Annotated in this window: 21 protein-coding genes; 8 read left to right on the forward strand and 13 right to left on the reverse strand. The window is 52.3% G+C overall.

Features of this window, described 5'->3' with window-relative positions; all coding sequences use genetic code 11:
* Positions 1–172: 172 nt before the first annotated feature.
* On the forward strand, positions 173–862 hold the full coding sequence (locus Q3V30_RS10215; RefSeq protein ID WP_306212945.1) for an aspartate/glutamate racemase family protein: 690 nt from the start codon (positions 173–175) through the stop codon (positions 860–862).
* A 69-nt stretch (positions 863–931) separates the two neighbouring features.
* A complete protein-coding gene (locus tag Q3V30_RS10220) occupies positions 932–1,522 on the forward strand; it encodes a DUF1349 domain-containing protein (RefSeq protein WP_306212947.1) in 591 nt (196 codons plus the stop codon).
* 239 nt (positions 1,523–1,761) lie between these two features.
* Here the strand turns inward: Q3V30_RS10220 and bdcA are convergent, their stop codons facing one another.
* Positions 1,762–2,475: an SDR family oxidoreductase gene (bdcA, locus tag Q3V30_RS10225; RefSeq protein ID WP_306212949.1), complete on the reverse strand. Its 714-nt coding sequence runs from the start codon at positions 2,473–2,475 to the stop codon at positions 1,762–1,764.
* A 75-nt stretch (positions 2,476–2,550) separates the two neighbouring features.
* Between bdcA and Q3V30_RS10230 the strand changes: the two genes are divergently transcribed.
* Positions 2,551–3,174 (forward strand): TetR/AcrR family transcriptional regulator, encoded by a 624-nt coding sequence (locus Q3V30_RS10230; protein ID WP_306212951.1) that lies wholly within the window; start codon positions 2,551–2,553, stop codon positions 3,172–3,174.
* Positions 3,175–3,438: 264 nt separating this feature from the next.
* The gene (locus Q3V30_RS10235) at positions 3,439–3,684 is read left to right on the forward strand and encodes a hypothetical protein (RefSeq protein ID WP_306212953.1); all 246 of its coding nucleotides are present in this window, start codon (positions 3,439–3,441) and stop codon (positions 3,682–3,684) included.
* Between the two features lie 755 nt (positions 3,685–4,439).
* Here Q3V30_RS10235 and Q3V30_RS10240 read toward each other — a convergent pair.
* The 8 genes from Q3V30_RS10240 to Q3V30_RS10275 form a co-directional block, all read right to left on the reverse strand.
* The gene (locus Q3V30_RS10240; RefSeq protein ID WP_306212955.1) at positions 4,440–5,471 is read right to left on the reverse strand and encodes a methionine synthase; all 1,032 of its coding nucleotides are present in this window, start codon (positions 5,469–5,471) and stop codon (positions 4,440–4,442) included.
* Positions 5,472–5,498: 27 nt separating this feature from the next.
* On the reverse strand, positions 5,499–6,476 hold the full coding sequence (locus tag Q3V30_RS10245) for a DUF1852 domain-containing protein (protein WP_306212958.1): 978 nt from the start codon (positions 6,474–6,476) through the stop codon (positions 5,499–5,501).
* Between the two features lie 318 nt (positions 6,477–6,794).
* The gene (locus tag Q3V30_RS10250) at positions 6,795–9,347 is read right to left on the reverse strand and encodes an excinuclease ABC subunit UvrA (RefSeq protein WP_306212960.1); all 2,553 of its coding nucleotides are present in this window, start codon (positions 9,345–9,347) and stop codon (positions 6,795–6,797) included.
* 231 nt (positions 9,348–9,578) lie between these two features.
* Positions 9,579–10,586, reverse strand: coding sequence for a substrate-binding domain-containing protein (locus Q3V30_RS10255; protein WP_306212962.1), 1,008 nt, complete (start codon positions 10,584–10,586; stop codon positions 9,579–9,581).
* Between the two features lie 37 nt (positions 10,587–10,623).
* Entirely contained in the window at positions 10,624–11,601 is a 978-nt protein-coding gene (locus Q3V30_RS10260; RefSeq protein ID WP_428979259.1) for an ABC transporter permease, read from the reverse strand.
* Positions 11,602–11,676: 75 nt separating this feature from the next.
* Entirely contained in the window at positions 11,677–13,182 is a 1,506-nt protein-coding gene (locus tag Q3V30_RS10265) for a sugar ABC transporter ATP-binding protein (protein ID WP_306212965.1), read from the reverse strand.
* The gene (gene xylB, locus Q3V30_RS10270) at positions 13,179–14,696 is read right to left on the reverse strand and encodes a xylulokinase (protein ID WP_306212968.1); all 1,518 of its coding nucleotides are present in this window, start codon (positions 14,694–14,696) and stop codon (positions 13,179–13,181) included. Before xylB ends, Q3V30_RS10265 begins: the two co-directional genes overlap by 4 nt.
* A gap of 3 nt (positions 14,697–14,699) precedes the next feature.
* Positions 14,700–15,734, reverse strand: a complete 1,035-nt coding sequence (locus Q3V30_RS10275; protein ID WP_306212970.1) for an NAD(P)-dependent alcohol dehydrogenase — start codon at positions 15,732–15,734, stop codon at positions 14,700–14,702.
* Positions 15,735–15,953: 219 nt separating this feature from the next.
* Here Q3V30_RS10275 and Q3V30_RS10280 point away from each other — a divergent pair, with 219 nt between their 5' ends.
* Both Q3V30_RS10280 and Q3V30_RS10285 read left to right on the forward strand, forming a co-directional pair.
* The gene (locus Q3V30_RS10280; protein WP_306212972.1) at positions 15,954–16,490 is read left to right on the forward strand and encodes a cupin domain-containing protein; all 537 of its coding nucleotides are present in this window, start codon (positions 15,954–15,956) and stop codon (positions 16,488–16,490) included.
* Positions 16,491–16,573: 83 nt separating this feature from the next.
* On the forward strand, positions 16,574–17,575 hold the full coding sequence (locus Q3V30_RS10285; RefSeq protein ID WP_306212975.1) for a LacI family DNA-binding transcriptional regulator: 1,002 nt from the start codon (positions 16,574–16,576) through the stop codon (positions 17,573–17,575).
* Positions 17,576–17,767: 192 nt separating this feature from the next.
* Here Q3V30_RS10285 and Q3V30_RS10290 read toward each other — a convergent pair whose 3' ends face one another.
* The gene (locus tag Q3V30_RS10290) at positions 17,768–18,475 is read right to left on the reverse strand and encodes a phage antirepressor KilAC domain-containing protein (RefSeq protein ID WP_306212976.1); all 708 of its coding nucleotides are present in this window, start codon (positions 18,473–18,475) and stop codon (positions 17,768–17,770) included.
* 535 nt (positions 18,476–19,010) lie between these two features.
* On the opposite strand from Q3V30_RS10290, the gene Q3V30_RS10295 reads away from it, so the two are divergent.
* Both Q3V30_RS10295 and Q3V30_RS10300 read left to right on the forward strand, forming a co-directional pair.
* On the forward strand, positions 19,011–20,918 hold the full coding sequence (locus tag Q3V30_RS10295; protein WP_306212979.1) for an Ig-like domain-containing protein: 1,908 nt from the start codon (positions 19,011–19,013) through the stop codon (positions 20,916–20,918).
* Between the two features lie 453 nt (positions 20,919–21,371).
* Complete coding sequence (locus tag Q3V30_RS10300; RefSeq protein WP_306212981.1) at positions 21,372–21,689, forward strand: hypothetical protein; 318 nt, start codon at positions 21,372–21,374, stop codon at positions 21,687–21,689.
* Positions 21,690–21,797: 108 nt separating this feature from the next.
* On the opposite strand, the gene Q3V30_RS10305 is transcribed toward Q3V30_RS10300, so the two are convergent.
* The 3 genes from Q3V30_RS10305 to Q3V30_RS10315 all read right to left on the reverse strand — a co-directional run bounded on the left by Q3V30_RS10305 (position 21,798) and on the right by Q3V30_RS10315 (position 26,035).
* Positions 21,798–22,616 carry an arginase family protein gene (locus tag Q3V30_RS10305; protein ID WP_306212983.1) on the reverse strand — a complete coding sequence of 273 codons (819 nt, stop codon included), beginning with the start codon at positions 22,614–22,616 and terminating at the stop codon, positions 21,798–21,800.
* A gap of 145 nt (positions 22,617–22,761) precedes the next feature.
* Positions 22,762–23,859, reverse strand: a complete 1,098-nt coding sequence (locus Q3V30_RS10310; RefSeq protein ID WP_306213177.1) for an ABC transporter substrate-binding protein — start codon at positions 23,857–23,859, stop codon at positions 22,762–22,764.
* A 46-nt stretch (positions 23,860–23,905) separates the two neighbouring features.
* Positions 23,906–26,035 carry a TonB-dependent siderophore receptor gene (locus Q3V30_RS10315; protein WP_306212985.1) on the reverse strand — a complete coding sequence of 710 codons (2,130 nt, stop codon included), beginning with the start codon at positions 26,033–26,035 and terminating at the stop codon, positions 23,906–23,908.
* Between the last annotated feature and the right edge of the window lie 341 nt (positions 26,036–26,376).

Consider the following 26,376-nt stretch of genomic DNA (forward strand, 5'->3'; position numbering starts at 1 on the left):
AAAGTCTGTTCTTAAACTGATATCGGCAGCGTTGCAGAAAGTTTGAGGGTCAAGTGAAAAAGATGAGGCAACTACACAATAACACCAGAAACGTGCATAGTTGATCAGCTGCCGGGAGGGCTGTTTCAGATCCCTCTTCCGGGATTATGCTGTCATAACAGAAGGAATGGTCATGCAGACAATTGGAATACTGGGAGGCATGTCCGCAGCCTCAACGCAGATTTATTACCGGCAGATGTGTGAACTGGTTCGGCAGCGTAAAGGCGGCCTACATTCACCTGAACTGCTGATCCGCTCACTTAACTTTGCCAACATCGAACATTTGCAGGCTAAAGGTCAATGGGATGAAGCGGGATCCATCCTGAATGCAGAGGCGAGGGCGCTGCAACGCGGCGGCGCAGATTTCATCGTGCTGGCTACCAACACCATGCATAAACTGGCCGATCGCATGATGGACGGCGTCACCATTCCGCTGCTGCACATTGCGGATGCAACGGCCAGCCAGATTGTTAAAGCGGGCCATAAAGCACCGGGTTTAATAGCCACAGCCTTTACGATGGAGCAATCTTTCTATCTCGACCGCCTCAAAGCTGCGGCACTACAACCCCTGGTGCCAGGTGAAGCCGATCGGGCGATGGTGCATCGCATCATCTATGATGAACTGTGCAGGGAGATAACATCCTCAGAGAGTCGCAAAGCTTATGAAGGTATCGCGCAGCGATTAGTGGAAAAGGGCGCTGATTGCGTGATCCTCGGCTGTACGGAAGTTGGCATGTTACTTAATCAGGATAACGTCTCAGTACCGGTCTTCGATACCACCTTAATTCATTGCGAGGCAGCAATAGACCTGGCGCTACGTTGACAGCCTTATTCAGCCGCATGATGAAATCGCGGAAACACTCTACCTGTTCTGAAACATAAAGGTTTTGAGATGAATGAATTATCTTTTACGGATCGGCAAATATGGCTGAACAAGCCGCATCATGCTGAGGTAAGTGGCGATCGTATCTTTATGATTTCTGATGAAAACACGGATTTCTGGGAGAAAACATATTACGGTTTTCAGCATCACAACGGCCACGCCGTAGGCGCAGAAACCACGGAAGATTTCACGTTTCAGGTCAGGATCAGAGCAGATTTCCGCTTTTTATACGATCAGGCAGGTGTTCTTATCCGCAGGGATGAAAGCCACTGGATCAAAGCGGGCATAGAGTTTAATGACGGACAGCCCTCTGTTGGCTGTGTGGTAACGTCTGACTTCTCTGACTGGTCTACAGGTATATTTCCGGGAGATCCCGGAGATTTCTGGATCAGGGCGACGCTGAAAAATGATGCTGTCCGCATACAGTATTCAACTGACGGGCAGACCTGGCCGCTGTTACGATTGTCTCCCTGGCCGGGCGGTTATCAGACCTTCATTGGGGTCATGTGCTGTTCTCCAACCCGTAAAGAGCTGAGCGTAGAGTTTACCGAGTTTTCACTTACGCCTGCGTTAAGTAAGGATCTGCACGATCTGAGCTGAGCCTGTGAAAGTGCGATTCTGGATGCAGAGTAGGAATGCTTCATCTGATAAATGAATACGCGCTGAGCCGCCTGCCAGCATTGTATTACTGACGCTGGAGTAGAGGGCAGGGTAGAGATGGCTTGTTATTGCCCGGTAAAATGCGGCTCATGCATTTCTGAATTAACGAAGAGCCTCACCGGCCAGCAGACTACTTCGCAAGGATGAACGGGGTTTAGCGATACCGAACCCCGGCGGGTTTACGCGCCAAATGCGCCGTCAATGGTGTGCATGGCTCCGGTCACGAAAGAGGCTTCCGGCCCGGCAAGCCAGGCAACCATGCCGGCCACTTCTTCAGGTCGCCCGTGGCGTTTTATGGCCATAAAGCTGTGCATCAGATCTTTCATCGGGCCATTTTCCGGGTTGGCGTCAGTATCAATTGGACCAGGCTGAACAATGTTGATGGTGATGCCGCGCGGCCCAAAATCTCGCGCTAACCCGCGCGCCATGCCCTGCAACGCGGATTTGCTGACTGCGTAAGAGGCCATGCCGGGGATTGGCATCCGGTCGCCATTGACCGAGCCAATAATAATGATGCGTCCTCCTTCCGGCATTTGCCGGGCGGCCTCGACGGCGGCGTGGTAAGGCGCATGGATGTTGATGCGAAACAGACGATCCACGGCATCGCTATCCTGCTCAAGCGCATCACCGAAAAGCGCAATGCCTGAGTTCACCACCAGAACGTCCAGCGATCCGGCCGCACGTACCAGATTGATTACCGCGTCGCGATCGGCGCTGTCTGCCTGGACCGCTTTACTGCCTGTTTCGGCCGCAAGTTGCGTTGCCGCGTCATGTGAGCCAGCATAGCTAAAGGTGACCGATGCACCTTCGGCAGCAAACCGGCGGACGATGGCCGCACCGATACCACGGCTGCCACCCATTACGAGAACGGATTTGTGTTGAAATGAACTCATGTGTGTGTGTCCTTGTGATATTGTAGTGGTTATTACAATATTCGACGGTCACACAGCGTGTCAAGGAGTTATGTAGTGTCTACTACAAAAGCCTGTAAAACCCCAGGGCGTCCCCGCAAGTTTGATGCAGAGCAGGCGATCGCTACAGCGCAAAAACTTTTTCATTCTAAGGGCTACGACGCCCTGAGCGTAGCGGATCTGACCAAAGCGCTGGGTATCAATCCTCCCAGCTTTTACGCAGCGTACAGCAGCAAGTTCGGCCTGTATCAGCGCGTGCTGGCGCGTTATTCCCACCAGGACGCTATTCCCTTTGCCGGGATTTTGCGTGCAGACCGGCCGGTTGCGCAGTGCCTTGCGGAAGTGCTGAACGAGGCCGCAAGCCGCTATGTTGCCGATCCGATCGCCAGTGGCTGTATGGTGGTCGAGGGCACGCATTGTGACGATCGGGAGGCGCGCAACGCTGCCTGCGAACTTCATCAGGCCGCAGAAGCGATGATCTGCAATTTCATCGCGCGACAGTATCCGGAACAAGCCGAGCGGCTAACTGATTTTATGGTAACGGTGATGGCCGGCCTTTCTGCCAGAGCACGGGCAGGGTACAGCGAAGCGCGATTGCGGGAAACCGTGCGCCTGTGTATCGGGGTGCTGGAGCAGGCTCTGCCGGTTGATGTCCTGGATGCTGACGCAGGCACTGTATGATGTTTTCTGGCATGAGCCGCATAACGTTTCTGCAAATCCGGCAACCGTGCCGGGTTTGTTATTAGCCATGTATGACAAATTTGCACGTAATCATGAAGGGCGAGGAGTGACTTACAAACAGCACGCGTAACCATGAATCTCATTTAACATAATATACATTATGCGAACCTAAGTCAGAGTCCCATTTTATAATGTACTTTTTAGCTGGTTTATCATGTCATCCAGATACGGTCCATTTGCCACCTTTCTGGGAGATCTGTTCTGATGCTGGTAACCATCTCTACTAAAGAACTTCACCACTTGCCGTTGATCCAGGCCGTTGTTGAAAAGTGCCTGCATCGTGATGCAACCTCTCGGTTGGATCTCACCGAACGTCAGGTACAGCTTCTGATCAACCGCTTCCGGGAATCCGGTGCTGTCGGGCTGGCAAATACCCGTCGAGGAATTCCCGGAATTCATTGCTTTGATGTTGCTTGCACTTCGCCATCGGATATTGACGCTGCTACGTGAATATTACGTCGATTCCGACCCCACACTTCCGCAGAAATGCTGCAGGAGCGTCACGTGATTTCCATTTCAGTCGAGATGCTGCGTTGCTGGATAACTGCTGATGATCTCACGGTGCCGCCTGGCCACCAGAAACCGCGAGTTTATAAACCCTGTTATCGCCGCGATTGTTTGGGTGAACTTATTCAGGTAGACGGTTCAACACTATGACTGGTTTGAATGACACGCCTCCGGGTTCTACCTTGGTTTACATCGATGACGTCCCCGGTAGCCTGATGCATCTGTGATTCTGTCAGAGCGAATCAGCCTCCGACTACATGCTGGCCACGCGCGATTACGTGGATAAACATGGCAAACCTGTGCCGTTTACAGCGATAAGCATGCGGTGTTAAAAGCCAACCAGGCGAGCGTGCCAATCCAGAAAAGATGACCTTACTGCCCTTTTCTCTTCTATAACGTACCGTGCGGCGGCGGCTGGTAGCGTTATGAGAATATGTGTTCTGACTGGATGCATTCCCAAAAGTCCCCTGAACAGGCCGTCTTTTACCGGGCCACAGGCCCGGAATGAGGTTATTTTACATTGTGTGTTGTAACTAAAATAATATGGCATACTGACAGGTACTACATGCTTATCACTACGGTTGCCTTGTGTAGAACCAACATGCTTGTCTCTCAGTCCGGTTGTTTGCATAGATATTGACGACAGATCGGAGCGTCTTACCCGGACTGAGTTCCTTTCACTTAATCTTTTGGCGAGATTATTTAGCGAGCAGCTCTTTCCGGACGATTTCCGCGCCGGCACTTAAAGCACTTAGCTTACCCCTGGCTACGCGACGGGATAACGGTGTCATGCCACAGTTGGTTGAGGGATAGAGCTTGTCGGCATCAACATACTGCAGTGCTTTGCGTAAAGTGCTGGCTACTTCTTCCGGCGTCTCGATGGTATTAGTTGCCACGTCGATGGCCCCTACCATGACTTTTTTACCGCGGATAAGCTCAATAAGATCCATTGGTACGCGGGAGTTATGGCATTCCAGCGAGATGATATCGATACTGGATTTCTGCAGTTTAGGGAAGATTTCTTCATATTGCCGCCACTCTGACCCCAGCGTCTTTTTCCAGTCGGTATTGGCTTTGATGCCATAGCCATAGCAAATATGCACGGCAGTTTCACACTTAAGTCCTTCAACTGCCCTTTCTAAAGCAGCAATACCCCAGTCATTCACTTCGTCAAAAAATACGTTAAATGCAGGCTCATCAAACTGAATGATATCGACGCCGGCAGCCTCCAGCTCTCTGGCTTCCTGATTGAGAATGGTGGCGAATTCCCAGGCAAGTTTTTCACGACTTTTATAGTGACTGTCATAGAGCGTATCGATCATCGTCATGGGGCCAGGTAATGCCCATTTAATAGGTTGTGTGGTTTGCTGGCGTAAAAACTTGGCATCTTCAACAAAAACGGGCTTTTGGCGACTTACCGCACCAACAACTGTGGGTACGCTCGCATCGTAGCGATCGCGAATTCTGACGATCTCCCGCTTTTCAAAATCAACCCCGTTAAGGTGCTCTATAAAGGTCGTGACAAAGTGTTGGCGCGTTTGTTCGCCATCACTGACAATATCGATACCTGCCTGCAGCTGATCTTCCAGGCATAAGCGCAGAGCATCTTGTTTGCCCTCAATCAGCTCCTCATCCTGCAATTTCCATGGGGACCAAAGTGTCTCAGGTTGTGCAAGCCAGGACGGTTTAGGTAAACTGCCCGCAGTCGATGTGGGTAATAAAATTTTCATAACAGGTGACCTTCTGTTTTTAGTTAATCAAAGAACGTAATCAGCAGACCACTGCTCAAGAATGGTTCTGTAAGGTTTGATGAAGTGCTCTTCAGTAAATTTACCCTGCTCTACCGCCAACTGACTGCGTTCTTCCCGATCATAAACAATTTGTGTTAATGAATAATCGTGATGATTCAAATCGGGTTGATACTCTTTTCCGGCTACAGAATTAGCATTGTAAATTTCGGGTCGATAGATCTTTTGGAAAGTCTCCATCGTGCTGATGGTACTGATAAGCTCAAGATCCGTGTAATCGCTAATTAAATCACCGGTAAAATAAAATGCTAAAGGCGCCACGCTATCTCGCGGCATAAAATATCGGGCCTGCAACCCCATTTTACTGAAGTAGTGGTCGGTCATAGAGTATTCATCTTGCTGGTATTCAACACCCAGTACAGGATGCACATTTTCTGTGCGATGATACTTATTTTTACTTGAAACGCTCAGGCATATAACAGGCGTTTTCTTAAAGCGTTCTTGGTAAGATTTTGAATGGATAAAAGCTTTGAACAGCTTGCCATGCAAATCGCCAAAATTATCAGGCGTGCTGAATTTAGCGTTGCTTTTGTTGTGCTCTGACAGTAAAACACTAAAGTCATAATCTCGTACGTAAGAGGAAAAATTATTCCCCACAATGCCTTCAGTGCGTTCGTTGGTCTTTTTATCAACAATATTCGTTTTCAGGATTTCAATGACCGGGAAGGTATCGCCCTTGCCTTCAACATCCATCTCAACGGAAATTATTTCAAGTTCAACAGAATAGCGATCGCCTTTTGGGTTATCCCCATGGGCCAGACTATTGAAACGATCGTCAATCATCCTTAAGGCATTGCGCAGGTTTTCCTGGCGTTTCTCGCCTCTTGCTAGGTTAGCAAAATTGGTGGTGATACGCGTACTTTCGGATGGATTATAATTTTCATCGAAGGCAAGACTTTTAACTGAAAATGTAAATTCTTTATTCATCGTGATCGGCCACCCTAATTTTTTTAACTGAAATCTGGTTTTATTTCTTGCTTGTCAGCGTGTTCAGATTTTTCTGTTTTCATATTCTGCGCTCTTCATATTGTTTAAAGCGAAAAGCAGTGCATACTTTATGCCAGAGTCACTGATTGAGTAAAAGTGATATAAATTCACTGAATATGAGACATCTTCATGATGGTGTATGGATGCGGATCGATTTTGATGCAGAAGCCCTCTTCCCATACCCGGAACCTATGGGGTCAGAGGACTTCCCTGTAACGGCCTGTTATCCCTTATCCGGCGCGCTGCCAGATTATAAAGTCAGGAGGCATTCTCCCTTTTTTGGCCATTTCTCGCCTGAACCTGCTTTTTCAGATAGGGCGCCGTGCGGCTCTCCGCGGTATTGCTGACCTCCTCGGGCGTCCCGGCAGCAACTATCTCACCGCCCCTGTCGCCAGAACCTGGCCCAAGGTCTATGATCCAGTCTGCCTCGGCGGCAATACGCATATCATGTTCAGCCATGACCACGGTATTCCCACGCGCTATCAGTTTGTCCAGCACGCTCATTAGTTTGTCCATGTCGGAAGGGTGCAAACCTGAAGAAGGTTCATCCAGCAGATAGATGGTGTTGCCTTTCTGCACTCGCTGCAGCTCCCGGGCCAGTTTAATGCGCTGGCACTCGCCGCCAGAAAGCTCGGTGGCCGGCTGGCCCAGCGTCAGATAACCCAACCCCAGCGCCATAAGTGCAGTGAGCGATCGCTGTATCGGCTCGTTGTGTTGAAAGAAATTCACGGCGTCCTCTACCGTCAGATCCAGAACATCCGCAATGGTTTTATTTTCCCAGGTGACGGTCAGCGTTTCATCGTTATAACGTTTGCCGCTGCAGGCCTTACAGGGAGCGCTCGCTTCCGGCATAAACAGCAGTTCGATGGTAATTCTGCCCTGCCCTTCACAGACAGCACAGCGCCCGGCTGGAAGGTTGAACGAGAAGCGTCCGGCATCAAAACCTTTACGTTTTGCCTGCGGCGTTTCGGCAAACAGTTTACGCACGATATCGAAAAATCCGGTATAGGTAGCCAGGTTTGAGCGAGGAGTACGGCCTATTGGGCGCTGATCGATTCTCACCAGGCGTCCTGATGCATCCCGGCCAGCGATCACTTCGCCGCGCACGCTCTGAACATCTTCCTCTTCACTATTTTCATCATCCGCCTCGGTCTGCTCCAGCTGATTGAGCAGACCGGGCAGGACCCGCGTCAGCAGGGTCGATTTTCCCGAGCCTGAGACGCCAGTGATAACGGTCAGGTTTTCCAGCGGGATCGCGACATCAACACCGGAGAGATTATTGCAGAAGATATTTTCCAGCCTGAGCCATTTATCTGTCGCTTTACGTTGACGTAATGAGGGCTGTTTCTTGTCAAACAGATAGCTGGCTGTGGCTGATGCCGCCACCTTTTTAAGACCTGCTGGCTTTCCGTTATAAATTACTTCACCGCCCTGCCTGCCAGGCCCCGGCCCGACCTCTACTAACCAGTCCGCTTCTGCAATAAGGTCGAGGTTATGTTCAACGATAAGCAAAGAATTTCCTTCGCCCAGCAGCGAGCGCAGCGGCGGCATAAGCGCAGCCACGTCCGCCGGATGTAAACCCGCTGAAGGTTCGTCAAGCACGTAGAGGACGCCGAAGAGTTTGGCGATCATCTGCGTTGCCAGCCTGATACGCTGCAGCTCGCCGGAGGAGAGCATCGTCGTGCGGCGTCCCAGTGAGAGATGGCCAAGTCCCAGCTTATCAAGCTGGATAAGACGACTGATCACATCCCCGGTCAGGCGGATAACGGCATCTCTGAGTGCGGCCTCACCGGGTAAATCAGCAGATTCGCCCTGCGCGTAAGGATGCAGAAGGTCCTGCAGCTGTCTGATGGTCATATCGCCTAATTCAGCAATATCATACCCGGCGAAAGTGACCGCCAGCGCCTGTGGGTTAAGCCTTTTACCATTACAGGCTGGGCATACGCCGATTCGCACAAATTTTGACAGGCGTTTTTTAATCGAATCTTTACCGCCCGAGACGTTCTGCAAAACGTATTTCGCCGGACTGGTGTAGGTGCCCATGTAATCGGGTTCCACACCGGCTGCGATCGCTTTCTGGCTTTGAACGGCATTCAGACCGGGATAAACAGGCACGGTTGGCTGTTCATCTGTGAAGAGGATCCACTGCTGTTCCTTTTCAGAGAGCGATCCCCAGGGCGCATCCACGTTGTACCCCAGCATTTCCAGAATGGTTCTCAGGTTTTTTCCGTGCCAGCCAGCAGGCCATGCGACGATAGCACCTTCACGAATACTCATGGCACGATCGGGCACCAACGCATCGCTCTTCAGTTCAGGCACCACACCCATGCCGTGGCAATGGGTACAGGCACCCTGAGGATTGTTCGGTGAAAAAGCCTCCGCCGCCATAAAAGGTATCTCAGCAGGCCTGCTTCCGGCGCGTGAAAAAAGGAGGCGCAGGTTGACCGAAATTCGGGTCATGCTCCCCACGGTCGAACGCTCCTGCGTGCCTCCGCGGCTCTGCTTGAGCGCCACGGCTGGCGGAAGGCCCTGAATATCGTCTACATCAGGCGCGGAAAGCTGCTCAATCAGGCGCCTGGCATGCGGTGCCACAGACTCCAGGTATCTCTGTTGCGCTTCTGCGTAGATGGTATCAAACGCCAGCGACGATTTTCCTGAGCCTGATATTCCCGTAAAAACAACCATTGCATCCCGGGGAAAAGAGAACGACACCTCTTTCAGATTGTGCGTCCTCGCTCCGCTAACGGTGACAGCACCCCCTTTAAGTTGCAGGGCGTTGATAGCGGCTTTCTCATTATCGTTGTTTATCATCATTGTTCCATGGCAAAAAATTTGTCGTCTGTGCGGGATCCCCTGAGACGTTTTATGGCTTCCGTTAAGAAACAGGCAATCACACAGTGTAGCTGAGGGTTCACTCCCCGCTACAAAGAGAAGCGGGGAGTGATTTCTCACTCCCCGCTATTCAGGACAAAACAGAAACAGATAATGTACCGTCAACCACCCCCTGTCAGAGCGGGATGGTGTTTAATCAGGCGAGTCTGTTTATTTACGCGCATCCAGCAACTGCTGCGCATTCTCTGGGGTTACAGTCGTCCATGGAATGTAATAATGTTTTTTGCTGCCGCCATCCCACGCCAGTTCTTTAGCGTACTGCTTCCAGATCTCAGACTGCGGCTTATAGCTCTCGCCTTTCGCGGCACGCATGGCAACGTCGATAGCTCCCTGCATCTGCCCTTTTGCATCCTGCAGAATGGAGACCATTTCGCCCGCCTGCACCGCATGGATAGCATCAGAAACGCCATCCACGCCAGCGATGGCGAAATCTTTCACGTTCAGACCGGCACCTTTAATTGCTTCGATTGCGCCAAGTGCCATTTCATCGTTCTGGCCAATGACGCCGTTGATCTTCCCGCGATGCTTCTGCAACCAGTTCTCCATCAGCGGCTGTGCTTCAGCGCGTGACCAGTTAGCGGTCTTACGCTCCAGCACGGTCACCTGACCTGCGCCACATTCAGCAATCGCTTTGTCGTTGCCCTTTCCACGCTGAATTTCACCGCTGCCACCTTTCGGCCCTTCGATGATCACCACGTTGACCTTTTTGGTTTTGCACTGCAGCTTATCCAGCACCGCTTTCGCTTCCAGATAGCCGCCCAGCTCGTCGTTGGAGACCACTTCAGCCGTCATCTCTTCAGTATTGAGACGGGCGTTAGTCACCACCACCGGAATTTTTGCTTCATTAGCATTAGTCACGATGTCGATATTGGCTTCAAAGTCCATGGGGTTAACGATGATCGCATCAGCACGAGTTTGAATGGCGGTAGAAGCCTGGTCATTCTGCACCGAGGCATCATAACGGCCGTCATAGAAGGTCAGCACCGCTTCGCCGCTTTTCACTGCCGGATGCTCTTTGCCATAGCGCTCCATCAGCTGGACAAACTCCGCCTTGTTGCCGTACATCAGCACCGCAATCTTCACCGGCGCGGCCTGAGCAATCGCCATGCCCCCCATCATCATTGCCGAGGTAAGCAACGCAATTTTGGTCAGTTTCATTCTTATCTCCTGGTAGGGTTTTATTATTTAAGCAGGGTTAATCGCGTTGTTGTTTACGCGAAGGGTCGAGCAATACAGCCACTACAATCAGGCCGCCTTTGATAATCTGTTGGTAATAGGACTGCACCCCCAGCAGATCGAGGCCATTATTCATTACCCCGATAATCAGCACGCCGAAGAAGGTGCCCACCAGCGTCCCGACGCCACCAGCCATGCTGGTGCCGCCAATAACCACAGCTGCGATGGCATCCAGCTCATAACCAGCACCGGCGCTGGTCTGGGCAGAGCCGGTGCGGGCAGTAAGGATCAAGCCAGCAACGCCTGCCAGGGCGGCACAGAGGGTATAAACCAGCACCTTAATGCGCACCACGCTGATGCCGGAGGTGCGGGCGCTTTTGGGATTACCGCCCACGGCATAGACGTAGCGGCCAAAGATAGTTTTATTGAGCAGCAGCCAGGCGAGACCAAACAGCACCACGAAGATAATTACCGGTACCGGAATAGCGACGACGTAGCCATTCCCCAGCCAGCGGAAGTCGCTGTTAAGCTGTGAAACCGGGTTTCCATCGGTAGTAAGCATCGCCAGGCCACGGGCGGCCGAAAGCATGCCCATAGTGACGATAAAGGGTTGCAGACGATAGCGAGCCAGTACCGTGCCGTTAATCAGCCCGCAGACGATGCCGATCCCCAGCGCGATTATCAGCGGCATCATCACCGCATGCGCGGTATCGCCAATCGCCAGTCCGCTGTTATTGGTGGCAAAGCGCGCGGCGACTATGCCGCTTAACGCCAGTACCGAACCCACAGAGAGATCCACACCCGCGGTGATAATCACGAAAGTCATGCCGATGGCAAGAATGCCGTTGATCGATACCTGACGCAGGACGATCAGCATGTTTTCATTACTGATAAAGTAGTTGCTGCTCCAGGCGCCCTTTGCCACCTGCACCTCGCCAATTGCCGCCACAATTAGGCAGAGCACAAAGAAGGCGATAATGATGCCGTACTTATGCATACGGCGTTTGTTACGCGTGAAAAACGAAATCCCGGGTGTTATTGAATGTGTACCGTTCATCTTATTATCTCTCTGTTATACCGCCAGCTTCATCAGCCCGGCCTGGGTAGCCTGCGCCGCAGTGAGTTCTCCGGCTAACTCTCCGTCGCGAAACACCAGAATGCGATCGCTCATGCCGATGATTTCCGACAGTTCGGACGAAACCATGATGATCCCTTTGTTCCTGAGGGCAAATTCCGACATAAAGCGATAGATCTCTTTCTTGGCGCCTACGTCGATGCCGCGCGTGGGCTCATCCAGCAGAAGAACGTCAGGATCGAGCAGCGCCCAGCGTCCCAGCACCACCTTCTGCTGATTACCGCCGCTGAGATTACCCACTATCTGATCCCCGTCCGGCGTTTTGACGTTAAAGCGCTTAATCATCTGACTGGCACGCTCCCTCTCCTGCTTCTCATTGATAAAGCCCGAACGGCTGATGGCGCCAAAAGAGGAAATATTGATGTTCTCGCTGACCGAGCGACACAGCACCAGGCCGGTCTGTTTGCGATCTTCGGTGACATAGGCGATCCCGCATTTGATCGCCTCTTTTGGCGAGTGGCGACCCAGAGTGGTATTGCCCAGCTGAATGGTGCCGCTGTCGGCATGGTTGATGCCAAATACCAGGTCGAGAAATTCGCTGCGCCCCGACCCGACAAGGCCATAGATCCCCAGGATCTCGCCGCGTTTCAGATGCAGGCTGATATCCTTGATCTTGTTACGCCAGCAGAGGTTTTTAACCTCCATCATCACCTCTTCCCCCGGCTGATTGAACTTGGCAAATTCGCTGTCATACTCCCCGCCGATGATATGTTCAATCAGCTGCTCTCTGGTGATATCGGCGATAAATCCCTCATGGATATAGGCGCCGTCACGGAAGATGGTGTAGCTGTCTGCGATCTGGAATATTTCCGACAGCCGGTGCGAGACATAAATAATTCCCTTACCTTTCTCTGCCAGCCGGGTGATGGTCTGGAAGATCTTCTGCACGTCCTCTTCACCGATAGCCGATGTGGGTTCATCCATGATGATGATGTCAGCGTTCGCATGTGAGAGCGCCTTGGCGATCTCAACCAGCTGCTGCTCGGCAACACTCAGGTTGCGCAATTTCTCGGTGGCAGAGATATGAAAATCCAGCTCCTGCAACAGCTCCCGGGTACGTTGATTCAGAGTGGTGAAATCAACAAAACCGAGACGGCGCGGCTCGCGGCCCAGCCAGATATTTTCCGCTACGGTGAGATCGGGAATGGCACTCAGCTCCTGCTGTACAATCGCCACGCCTGCGGCCAGCGCATCTTTAGGGTGATGAAACTCGCAGCGTTCGCCGTTAATGAAAATGCTGCCGCCATCGGGTTGGATAAAGCCCATCAGAATACTCAGGAAGGTGGATTTCCCGGCGCCATTGCCACCACAGAGCGCATGGATGGAACCACGGCGCAGGGCGAACTCGGCGTTTTTCAGTGCCACCACCGGGCCAAACGCTTTTTTTACGCCGGTCACTTCCAGCAGATAAGCGGGTTGTTTAGTTTGCGGATCGCGCGTCACAGTTGAACCTCCGGGTATGCCTGCTGCAGGCGTTGCAGGTAACGCTGATAACGTTGCTCATACTGCGCCTGATGCTCAGTATCAGGGGCTGTTCGGGTTGCTTCATCAAGCGAGACGAAACGCTGGCAAAGGTGACTGAGCAAGCGCTCTGCTTCCTGCGCGGGATCCTCCGCCAGCGCTGTGGCCCACATTGCCTGAATGGCTCCCCCCAGCGCCGCTGTCTCTTTCACGTTAAGACAGACCACCGGACAGCCCATAACATCCGCCACAATCTGCCGCCAGAGCGGGCTGCGGGCGCCGCCGCCGGTCAGACGAATTTCACGTGCTTCAATGCCCTGGCGACGGAACAGCTCTATGCCATAGCGCAGACCATAGGTAGCGCTCTCCACTACCGCCATGCAGAGATTGGCGCGGGTAAAGTTGTCGCTGTCCAGGTTATGCAGGCTGGCGCGGGCAGCAGGTAGTTGCGGCACACGCTCGCCGTTAAAGAAGGGCAGCATCTCCAGGCCGCCAGCGCCAGGCGCTGCCTGAGCCAGCAGTTGGTTAAAGCCTGTGACATCCTCCTCCAGCAGCGACTGTACTGAAGTGGTTGCAGAGGTAACATTCATGGTGCAGATAAGCGGCAGCCAGCCGTTGGTACTGGAACAGAAACCGGCAATCATTTCTGACTCCGCCACTACCGGTGTACCGGACCAGGCGAACAGCGTACCCGACGTCCCCAGACTCATGGTCACGGTGCCGGTAGCGATATTACCGGAGCCGATAGCCGCCATCATGTTGTCGCCGCCGCCGGTGGCCACGCGTGTGGCAGTAGAGAGACCCAGACTCTGCGCCGCTTGCGGACGCAGCCTGCCAATACAGCTTTCCGCGCTTTTTAGCGGCGGCAGCGCATTCCACAGCCGGCCGCTACTGTCGATCAGATCTACGGTACGCCGGTCCCACTCACGGGTGCGGACGTTCAGCAGCCCGGTACCCGAGGCATCGCCATATTCCGCCACGCGTTCGCCGGTAAGCCAGAAGTTGAGATAATCGTGCGGGAGCAGCACCGTGTGCAAACGTGCCCAAAGCTCGGGATGCTGTTGTTTAAACCAGATGATTTTCGAGGCGGTATAGCCCGTCGCCACCATCACACCAAGCTGCGCCAGTGAGCCCTGCACACCACCCAGCTGCGCCAGCAGCGCTTCATTTTCCGCAGCGGTTTCGGTGTCGCACCACAGCTTGACGCTGTGTAGCACGTTGCCCTGTTCATCCAACGGGACAAAACCGTGCTGCTGACCGGAAACACCGAGCGCGATAATCTGATGCGGATCTACTCCTGCCGCAGCGACTGCCTGATGAAACGCGGCAATAAGCGCCTCAATCCACCAGCCAGCTTCCTGCTCCCGACGACCGTTCGAGTCGCTGATGAGACGGTGAGCAGCGCTGCCCTCACCGAGGATCGCACCCTGCTCGCTGTCGACAATCACCACCTTGGTGCCTTGTGTACCACAGTCAATGCCAGCATAGAGCGACATGTGTTACTCCATTTCCAGCATGATTTTGATGTCAGAGGCGTTTCCCGCAGCGGCGCGTTCAAAGGCGGCAACGCTTTCTGAGAATTTATAGGTCTTACTGATCAGTGGCTGAATACGCAGCTTGCCGCTGCTTAACAGACGCAAAGTACGTGGGTACATGTTGGCGTAGCGGAAAATCGTTTTGAAGGTGATCTCTTTCGCCTGCGCGGCCACGATATCCATCGGAGCTGCATCAATTGGCATGCCGACCAGCACTGCGGTAGCGCCTGGCGCAGCATGTTGCGCCAGAGTGGCAATCGCCGGTTTGGCGCCACTGCACTCAAACACAAGGTCAGCACCGTTGCCGCTGGTTAGCTCCGCTACTTTGGCTGCCAGGTCACCGTTTTTGATATTTACCGCATGCAGGCCATCATATTCAGCGGCGACCGCCAGCTTCTCATCAAACAGATCGCAAATGATGACGTCTGAACAGCCGCCTGCCAGCGCGGCCAGCGCCGTCACCACGCCGATGGGACCCGCGCCAATGACCAGCGCAATATCACCCGGCTTAATTCCCGCTTTGGTGGCGGCATGCATGCCAATCGCCAGTGGCTCAACCATGGCGCCTTCAGCAAAGCTGACGTTATCCGGGAGCTTAAAAGTGAACGAGCCGGGATGAATAACAGTTTCCCGCAGGCAACCATGTACTGGCGGTGTAGCCCAGAAACGCACGGCGGGGTCAAGATTGTAGATACCGGCGCGTGACTGGGCTGAATTCGCATCCGGGATACCCGGCTCCATGCAGACGCGATCTCCGGGCTTAACATGAGTGACATTTTTGCCCGTCGCCAGCACCACGCCGGAGGCTTCGTGACCGAGCACCATCGGTGCTTCCACCACGAAAGGACCGATACGACCATGCTGATAGTAGTGAACGTCGCTGCCGCAAATGCCTACGGAATGGATTTTAATCTCGACATCGTTGTCACCCAGCGTTTCATTAAATTCACGCTCTTCGATAGCAATTTTTCCCGCTTCTGCCAGAACTAACGCTTTCATATACGCTCCCGGTAAAGTCATTTTAATGGTATCGGTATCATTTAACTGCGGCGATACTGGCGGAAAAAATGCTGCAAATCTGTGATGCTTGTTAAATATTCGTCAAATAGGTAATTAACACCAGGGCCCGTGAGGAGAGAACATTGATAGCGATCACAGATTATACCTGCCAGGCCCGTGTCTAATGGTATCGATACCATTACCCTGAGTGAGAAAATAATGAGCCACGCCAATGATTACCTGCAACGCACGCTGAATATTTTGCAACAGGCTACTATTCTGCTCACCGAAGATGAGCAACAGCGGATTGAAATCGCCACGTTTGGTCTGCCCGATTACCCTGTTTCCGGCCTGCAACTGCTGACCTATGTGAACTCTCCGCGCTACTGCGCCAAGGAACTGGTGCTGTTTCCCGGACAGACCTGCCCCGAGCATCTGCACCCGCCGTTTGCAGGGACGCCAGGTAAACAGGAAACCTTCCGCTGCCGCTGGGGCGAGGTCTGGCTGTTTGTTGATGACAACAGTCTGGCGCAGAGTGATGGCAATATGGCCTGCCGTGTACCGGAAGGCAGTGAAGCCTGGTACACCTGCACAGGCTACGTCTTACTGCGTCTAGGCGAGCAGTACACCATTGCGCCCAATACTCGCCACTGGTTCCAGGCCGGAAAGTCAGGGGCGGTAGTTTCAGAGTTCTCATCCGAAAGCCGTGATGAGCTGGATATTTTTACCGATCCCCGCGTTAACCGGCTGGCATGAAAAACAGCGTTCGCTTCATCAGTAAAGATCTGTCATGATTCAAAAATGATACAAAATGATGTATTTTAACCAAGGAGCTGAATTTGGCAGCAGGTCGGGGACGAAAGGCGACGCTGGCAAGCGTCGCCGCGCAGGCGAACGTCAGTAAAATTACCGCTTCGCGGGCATTTTCACAGCCTGAGAAAGTGCATCCGGAAACGTTGCAACGCATACGCGATACGGCGGAACAGCTTGGCTATGTAATGAATACTGCTGCCCGCAACCTGCGGGCGAAGGCCAGTAAAACTATCGGTATCGTCAATCCTGATATGGCTAATCCTTTTTTTGGCGGCCTGACGCGGCTGATGACGCTTGAAGCGCAAAAGATGGGTTACGACACGCTGGTGTTTGACTCCTATGAGTCGCAGGAGGCGGAAGATCGCATTATCGACAAGCTGATCGGTTATAACGTGGATGCCATTATTCTGTCGGTTATTTCCAACGATCTTAATTACCATCCAGCGTATATGAAGCGGCTGGAAATTCTTAACATTCCGGTAGTGCTGGTCGATCGCGAACTGCAGGCGTCACATTGCAGCGGGGTCTATATCGATAACCTGGACTGCGGTTTACAGACCGGACGCTGGCTGCTGGAGCAAAAAGCACAGCGCGTGGTGGTTGTTTCCGGGCCAGAAAATTCTAATGTGGCGCGAGAAAGGGTAACGGGTTTACAGGCGGCTTTGCAGGGTAAAGTAGCCTCATTTGAAGTGCTGTATGCCGATTTCTTTATGGATGTCGCCTGGCAGGAGACCAGTCGCTGGCTTAACAGCAATGACGCACCGGACTATTTTGTCGGCTGCAATAACCAGATTTCCCTTGGCATTGTTAAAGCCTGTATTGAGCACAGGCTGCAACTTATGAAGCAGGTTAAATTGTTCAGCATTGACGATGTGTCGCACGCCGGAATTTATGGTTTCCATTTCCCCTGCATTACGCACGATCTGCAGGAGATTGCCTGGCAGGCTCTCAATCTGGCTGTCCGCCGCGTGGCAGACAGTGACAGCAAACCAGGGAAAGTGATTGTACGCGGTAAGGTGGTGTCATAAGTAAACCGATCGCCGGAAGCGGTTAACAGTTCTGAAAAGTGTTAAGCCTCATCCTGATGGCTGTCAGATCGATTTACAAACACCCCGATACCGTAGAAATAAAAAAGCCGCACTCCGGTGCGGCCTTTACTACTCGCGGTTAATGCCTGGCAATGATTATTCCCCACTCCCGGTACCCTCACCACGCAACCTCTATGCCGCAGCGCCTTTAGGCTGGGCTGAAACGTGGCCTGCCCACAGGCTGGCAACCCATTTCACCCCTTTGGAGGTGAAGCGCGCCTGAGAAAAGGCGTGTTGGTTTTCTCCCACGCCAGAGTGCAGCGTGAAGTAACCGGCCTGCAGATGGTGATGCTGCGGTGTCAGCGTGCCTTTGGCGCGGTACATAATATTGCGCTCAAGCAGGAACTGGCGGAACTCCGGCTCTTTTACTTTGAGCAGTTTACAGAGCTGACGAAAGCCGAGAGAATCCTGGACCTCCATAAAACTGTCAAAGAATGCCGCCTTTGGGGCAGAGAGCGCCAGCTGCTGCTCGGCAGCCTGACGCTGCTCAAACTGCTCAGCCCAGGCGCGTGCCGCTTCGGCCGGATTGGTGAAGTCAGGCAAATGAGTGGTTTTTTCGCGATCCTGCCAGCGGTCCAGAACCTCAGCCGTAAAGCCTGGCGATAAACGGGCGACCGCCAACAGCGAATCTCGTTTATTCAGGCGATATTCCTGACGCAGTTCCCCTTCTCGCTCATAGTCATTAACGATAATGGGCTGCGACAGACGCTGGGCCGTTTCCAGACTTTTAAATAACCGCTTAACTTCTCCATGCGTGATGCCGGTCATCTCAGCCAGTTCACGGCTGCTCATTGTGACCGATTGTTCCAACGATTTAAGGCTTTCAGTCGAAATCATCATGGGTTAACCCCTCACTAACCTTACCAATACCCAGCGGGCAGTAGGATTATTATACAAATACCTGTTTAGATATCCAGTATTTTTTTTGAGCGATGTTATAACTGGAGTTTGTAATGTAAACAGGCTCTGGTGATGAGATGACTCAGCTATTGTGGACGCTGTTGCCCAATCGGCTGCCAGCTCCTTTGCGAGGGGGCCTGCCGGCACCCTAACCGTTACGCGTTTAGCTAATTATTTTTGCTATCCCGGCGTGATAATCATGCTTTCCAGATTTTCGCCACTATTCATAAATCCCGTGAACGATTAGGGTGAGGTCATCTTAAGCGGGGTAACACCTTCCTGAGTATAAAATCAGAAAAAGAAGTTTCCTGTTTGTTCCGAAAAGGAACGCATTTCCTGGCTTTTTTGCCCGCGGGCAGGCTGTTATCACCAGAGGGAACGGGCCGTTTTAACCGGCCTGCAAACCGATCCGTCATCCGGCAATGTTGAGTGGTGCTGATGACTAGCATGCCAAAATTATGAACAGAGGTTATCTATGTCTCAACGCGACGATTACCGCGCCCTCCGTCTGGACTCTGTTTTCCAGAGCGCAGTCAGTGATTATGCCGTTTCAGAAACATCCCTTCCCGCAGAGATAAACCGTGTCGTTATTCCGGCCTCTGCGCAGGCGAGTGAAAGCGCACTCAGCGCGCCGGTCAGTGATACCTTCGCAGTCAGCGCAGTGGCTGCGGATGCCCCGGCAGCGCTGCGTCCTTACGAGCCCATTGCTGCTGATGGCGTGATTGCCGCCTGGGAAGCCGCCAAGCCCATCCACCTGCGCGGTCAGGCAGTTGGCGAAGCAGGCTCTACCGTGACGCTCACTTTCAACGATCAAAGCTGGGTAAGTACGGTGAACAAGTGGGGCTACTGGAACGCCTCAATGCCGCCGGAGGTGCTGAAGGGTCTGCCTGATGGCAATTACAGCCTCAAGCTCACCATTACGGATAAGGCGGGCAACAGTCAGGATACTTCGGTTGACTTTGGCCTGTATGTGGACAAAACCATCAAGCCAACGGTGACGATCGATACGGTCAGTGGCGACAATGCGGTAAACTATGCAGAAAGTATTTACGGGGTGGATATCAGCGGCACTTCCACCCATATGGCGAGCGGAAGCAAAATCACGCTGAAACTGGGTGCCATCAGCGTAATGACATCTGCCGCCAGCGACGGGACCTGGACCGGGCATTTCTCTTCGCAACAGTTGCAGGAATTGCAGGATGGGGTTCACAGTCTGAGCGTCACCGCCGTCGATCCCAATGGCAAAACCAACACCGTGACGCATGAGCTGACGCTGATAACGCATCTAAGCAGCGTACCAAACATCTACTTTGACAAGGTGACTGATGATAACGTCATTAACCTGGTGGAAAGCCAGCACGATCTGCTGTTCAGCGGTTCGCTCTCTACCGTCACCGTGGGACAGGAGCTGATTCTTCAGGGGTGGGATGGCAAAGATCACTCCGCCACTATTGATGCGCAGGGTCACTGGCAAGTGTTGATTACCGCTGCCGATATGCCGGGATTCACCCACAACGGAGAGATTCATGCCTGGTATCATGACGGCGCGAATAACTACACCGATACGACGCATGATCTGAAGATCGTCACTGGCTTTTTGCCGGTCTATTACGAGATGTCTATCGGTGGTGATATGACGCTCAATTATCAGGAAGCGCAGAAGGATTTAAGCTTCTTTATAGAAGGCTTGAACGAGCTGGAGATAAACGGCAAAACCTATCAGCCGGATCATGGCATGGTTACCTTACCGAGCGCAGATTTACTGGCGCTGGCAGAAGGCCCGGTCACTGCTCTCGCGCACCGTTGGGATGAGTACGGCAACAGCGATACGACTACGCTTACGGACTTCTTTAACGTGGCAACCCACAATTTGCCCACGCTGACGCTGAACACCCCTTTTGATGACCACGTGGTGGATGCTGACGACGTAAATACATGGCATCTGCTTCAGGGAACCTCAACGCACCTTGACCAGGGTACCACGGTGACTTTAACGCTGGGCGATCAAAGCTATAACGCCGCCGTTAAAGCCGATGGACGATGGGCTTTAACCATTCCTGCCGGCGCGCTTGCCCCACTGGATGATGGCGATTATGAGCTGAAGGTGACGGCACACGATAGTGCAGGTAACACCGCCTCTGCGGGTGAGACTGTCACAGTGGCATCCCATCTGAACGCACTTAATATGGATGCGTTGCTGGACTTCTACTCTCCTGCCGCGGCGCAAGATGAGACTTCAACCGGAGCGGTTTCCATTGCGCAGAGTGAGGTTGTCGCGACCCCTTCCCACGTTGCGGCAGCCCCGATTGACAGCAATCTGGTTAGCGATGCGCCTTACACGCTGGCTGATCACCTGTTGCAGCATAACGCCGTGCTGGTGTAAACCCGCCAGCTTTCCCCTCTGACAAGCCAGCCCGCAGTGGGCTGGCTGAAGTCATAAAGACGACTTAGCATAATAATAAGAACACCTCCAGGAAGCATAAATACAATTAACCATTCATTTTTGCATCAATAGCCGCAACGACGCAGTTATTCCGTTTTTTTAATAACGTCTGCTTACGCAATAATTAAAAGGTTTAATTCAAATATATCTTTCACTCTACAGAATTTAAGATAAATCTGTATGATTACTGCTCTACTGTTATTATTAACAGTAAAATAACGCCTAAATAATTTGAGGGGAAATCATTATTTTTTATTAAAAAATATGATATTAATCAATTATTTATATAATTTACCCTTAATAATAAAAGAATGACATAAATTATTTTGTGGTATTTATTTCACAAATGTCAGGAAGCGTATTAAGCTTTAGACACTTTATTAGGAGGAGAAAATGTCTGATTCTGACGATTATGATAAAATCCATATTCTTCTCGGCGAAGCTACCATGAGCCTGATTGATAGCCGCAAAGAGGTCAGCAGTGAAAGCCTGTCAATTCAGCTTAAACAAATGGCTGCAGAAGAAAGTGACGACCTGCGGGTGATAGAAATATGGAAAGCCAGAAAATGGCTGCTACAACATTCAGTTCAGTTTACGGCAGGACGTAACGGCGGGTACGCTTCACCTCTTCGCCTGCGTGAAAACCAGAGCAGGCTGCAGGATTTTTATCACCTGCCCTCTTCTAATGACGCCAAGAAGCAGAGTTCCTGACTCAGTTACAACAGTGAAAAGCGGCACACCCTGCTGTGGTTTTCAGCCAGATAGCTGTTCTGGCTGAAAACAGGCGGTTAACAACAGCGGCGCAAAAAGTAACTCACTTCATCCCTCTCTTTTCAGAATCGGGGAAAGCGCCTCCAGCAGAGGAACGGGAGAAGCAGCCTCCTCCTGCCCTTTCCAGCGATGCTGAAACTCGGCAATTTCAATCCCTACGAAACGTTGAGTCGCTATGACTTCGCAGCACTCTTTCAGTTCTGCCAGAGTCAGCCCCCCGTCGATAACATAATCTGTAGGGACGATCCCTGGTTCCAGCACGTCGCAGTCAAGGTGAACATAGAGTGCGCGTCCGGCAATCGCTTGTTGAAGGCGCTCTGCCAATCCTTCCCCCGGTTTTATGCAGGTAATGTTATGTCGGGCTATAAGGAGAGATTCCGAAGGGTCGATATCACGTTGTCCCACTAACACTATCTGCTCAGGCTTGAGGCCACTTCCAAGCCCGGGATCCCACAGTCCCAGCGGCCCCGCCAGCGCCATGCCTCCCAGATAGCCTGATGCCGAAACCTCTGGCGTATTCAGATCGGCGTGTGCATCAAACCAGACCACACAGATATCAGGATGATATTTTGCCACAACAGGTAAGGTCGAGAGCGATACGACACAGCGCCCGGTTGCGGCCACAGAGATCGCTTCACTACGAAAAACCTCTTCAAAACGATGCTGCATCGCCCGGAGACCAGACATTGCGGCATCCAGCTCTTCCTGCCAACTACTGTTGAGTGCCGGTTCCGGTGTACCGATAATCACAGGGCTGATGCCGCTCTGGCGAGCCAGCGCCTCGCCAATAGCTTTCGATCCCGGCATGGCAAGATCGTTCGGATCCCCGGCCCTGCCACAAAAAACGGTGTAAGCAACTTCATTCACAGACGTTCCCTCCTGATTTTCAATGCTTTTTGATAATTAAGTGCCTGTTAATAGTAGCGCTGTCGAGGCGTGACGATAATAAAAATGCCCCCCTGATGGCGGGCATTATCAGAAAAGAAGAGAAAACCTGGCTGCAGCTGATGAATTAACCGGGATGCATAAACCAGGTACCGCTATAAGGAACTGGCAAGTAATCCCGGAAAATCTGTTGCAGAGTCTGCTCAGGTTGCAGATCGGCAAAGAGATCAGGATAGAGGGTTTTTGCCATGAATTCGGTAGCGGCAATGTGCCAGGGACTGAGATAGAAGTTCATCCAGATAACCGAGGCGTGCCCGTTAGTTAACGCCTTCAGTTCGCGTAATCCGCGCTGTTTTTGCGTCATCTCTGTAAAACTGCGCTTTACGGCCTCCGCTTCTACCGCAGGCCCCAGCTTCAGCACGCTATGGGCCGTATTATCCCCGGCACCGGTCGCAATGTAGTAATCTGGCTGGGCGGCAATCACCTTCTCTTCACTCAGTCGCCCAAACACCCCCTGAACCGTGTTGGCAGCGATGTTATTGCCCCCAGCAGCCGCAAGCAATTCGCCAAGACTCCCCTTAACTGCGGTAACGCAGCACTCATTTCTTCTGCCAAGATGAAGCTGAAGTAATACGCTGGGTTTGTGCCCTTTATAACTGGCCAGGCGCGTCTGAATAACGTCAAGGTGAGCGCGATAAAAATGATTGAAAGCCTCTGCACGGGCAGTCTGATTGAGTACTTCGCCCAGGATCGAAACGCTGCGAGGGGTGTTCTTCAGCAGATGAACGCGAAGATCCACCTTCACCACCGGAATATGTGCCGCTTTCAACATCGCCGCTAAACGTAAGTCACCGTCATCATACCTTGCCAGACTCGGCAGAATAACCACATCCGGCTTCAGCGCCAGCACCTGCTCGGGATCCATATTATTGCTTCCCCCTAAACCCAGCGAAGGGATCCTGAGCATTTGGGGAAACTTGCGGGCGAAAATTCCCCACATCTGGCTGTCATATTTTTTCAGATCCAGCGGCCAGCCAATAATATGTTGAAAAGGATTGCCAGGCTCCAGCATCGCCAGGGTATAGAGCATCCGGCTTTCGCCCAGCACAATACGCTGCGGATTATCGGGAATTTCTACCTTTGTACCGTCAATGTCTGTCACCGTTTTAGCCATCACAGCGGGAGAACACGCCAGATAAAGCGGTGCGGTAACGCCGATCAGCATGGCAGTAAGCCAGCTCAACCGACGGGTATTGTTCAGCTTCATGGGATCAGAACTCAACGCTGGCCTCGACCATCAGATTACGGGTTTCCCCTTCACGCACGCGCAGATTACCGCCGCTTGAGGTGTAATAGTGTTTATTAAACAGGTTATTAAGATTTAATTTCAGCTGCGTTTTCTCGCCAAAAAGGCGGTTGTTCCACATGATAAAACTGTCAGCTACAACATAATCCGGCAGGGTGAAGCTGTTTTCAGGATCGCCTGCCCGTGTGCCAACATAGCGTGCGCCGCCACCAACGCGGAAGTCGCCTGGAAGGCCCCGGATAGTGAGGTCGTGGCTGAGATAGAGGGCACCGGCATGACGCGGCGCGTTCTGCAGTCGATTCCCATTATTGGCACTGTTTTGGCCATCATCCACAATCCCGGCATTGTCATAACTGTAATTTGCGCTCAGATCCCACCCCGGAAGCACTTCACCGTTCAGCTCGAACTCGACGCCGCTGGAGCGCGCCTTATCAATCGCTCTGGTTTCGCCGTTGATGCTGAGCGACATGTCGCGTTCATCAATGCGATAGAGCGCAATGCTGGCAAACAGGCGAGGGGAAATTTGCCATTTACTGCCCACTTCCCATGTAGTGCCCTGTTCTGGCTTCCCCACATCCCCGTCATCGTTCACCTCAGCAGAGGGCGTAAAGGATTTACTGACGCTGCTGTAGAGGCTCACTTCAGGCGTCAGCTTGTAGATCACGCCAGCCTGTGGCAGAAATTTATTACCTTCATCATCCAGCGTCCCGATGACCGGATCAAAACCTCTGGAGGCGCGCTGTTCATAATGCTGATAGCGCCCTCCGGCCACCACTATCCACTTCCGGGTGAGGGAGATACTGTCTTTAACGTAAACCGAACGGCTGTGAATACGGTTGAGCAGATTGCCGTTCGCGGTTTTTTCGGTACTACTGTCGGTAACCGGGGAGAGTATGTCGTATTGCGGGGTATAGAGGTTAAAGTCACTATTGGCTTTGCCCTGATACTGATGAGCACGGTAAGTCTGGATCATCTCATAATCACTCCCGGCGACGATATTGTGCGCCATTCCCGCTATTTCAGGCGTGCCGGTCACATCCCAGGAGAGATATTTAGTTTTATGGTTAAAGCCACGGTTGGCATCCGCGCGGCGGGTTACCGCGCCGGTTTGACTGTTCACCGCAGTCACCCGGACCTCATTATTACTGTACTGGCGCTGATTCATACCCAGCGTCAGGCGGGTGATCCACTCATCACTGAACTGCCAGTCGTAGTGCGCATTAAGGGTCTTATTGTGGCCCCAGGCGTGATTGGCTTTGTCATCCAGACGATCTTTATAGCCAATGCTGACTGGCTTACCATCAATAAAGGCCGTGCCGCGATCGTAAGGGATATCATAGCGATAATCTTCATAGCTGATGAGGAAACTGGCCTGCTCGCCATACCATTGCAGCGAGGGAGCAATCAGCGTGTGTTTATCGCTGCCGAAACTGCGCCAGTAATCCTGATTTTGTTTTTCCGCAATCAGACGGAAAGCAAAGCCATTGCCAAGCGGGCCGGTCACATCAATCGTCCCGGCACCTCCCCCTTCGCTGGCGTAGCGTCCACTGACTTTACTCTGCCACGCATAGCGTGGCTTTTTACTGACCACATTGATAATGCCGCCGGGATTCTGAATGCCATACAACAACGAGGCGGAGCCCTTCAGCACCTCCACCCGTTCAGTGGTGGCATCAAAATTCAACCCCTGGCTGCTGCGCACGCCATCACGGTAAACCGATCCATCAGAGTTAGAACCGAATCCGCGACGGACAAATCCATCTTCTGTACCAGCCAGCGTATTGCCTTCTGTTACGCCACTGACAAAGCGCATCGCGTCCGAGAGGCTGCTGGCCTGGTAATCTTCCAGCTGCTGCTGAGTGACCACGCTGACCGACTGCGCTTCAGCCAGCCCCGATGTGGCGGTTTTGCTGGCAACAGAACTGCTGCTGGCGCTGTAACCCGAATCACTATTTTCCTGCGCAGAAACGGTCAGTGTGGAGGCGTCGTCAGCAGCAAAAACCATTGCAGGCGTAAAAATCATCACGCCATAAACTGCGGTAATCAAAGCCGGACGAGGAGTGTGATTGAGCACCAAAGGAAGACCACTATTCATTTTAATAAAACCTGGCATTAATTTTAGTGAATGCTTTGTCGGGAAGATAAACGCAGCCTTCCCAATACCGGACCCGGTTTGTGACTGACCGGTTCTCTGGCAACAGTAACTTACCCTGCTCAGGGGCAGAATTGAGCCAGACAAATGTAATTGAGAATCAATCAAACTCTGGCGATGTAGTAGTAAATGATTTACTCTGCTTGCGGCACTACAGCGGAAATCGAACTTAACCCATTTCCCGTTAACAAATAAAAACTTATAATACAATGACATAATCGGAGTATTTTGCCGTAACGGATAAAGAACGCCGGGCATTTTTACCACACTCCAGGCAGATAAAA

Origin of the sequence: Erwinia pyri (assembly GCF_030758455.1) — a bacterium.
Classification (GTDB): domain Bacteria; phylum Pseudomonadota; class Gammaproteobacteria; order Enterobacterales; family Enterobacteriaceae; genus Erwinia; species Erwinia pyri.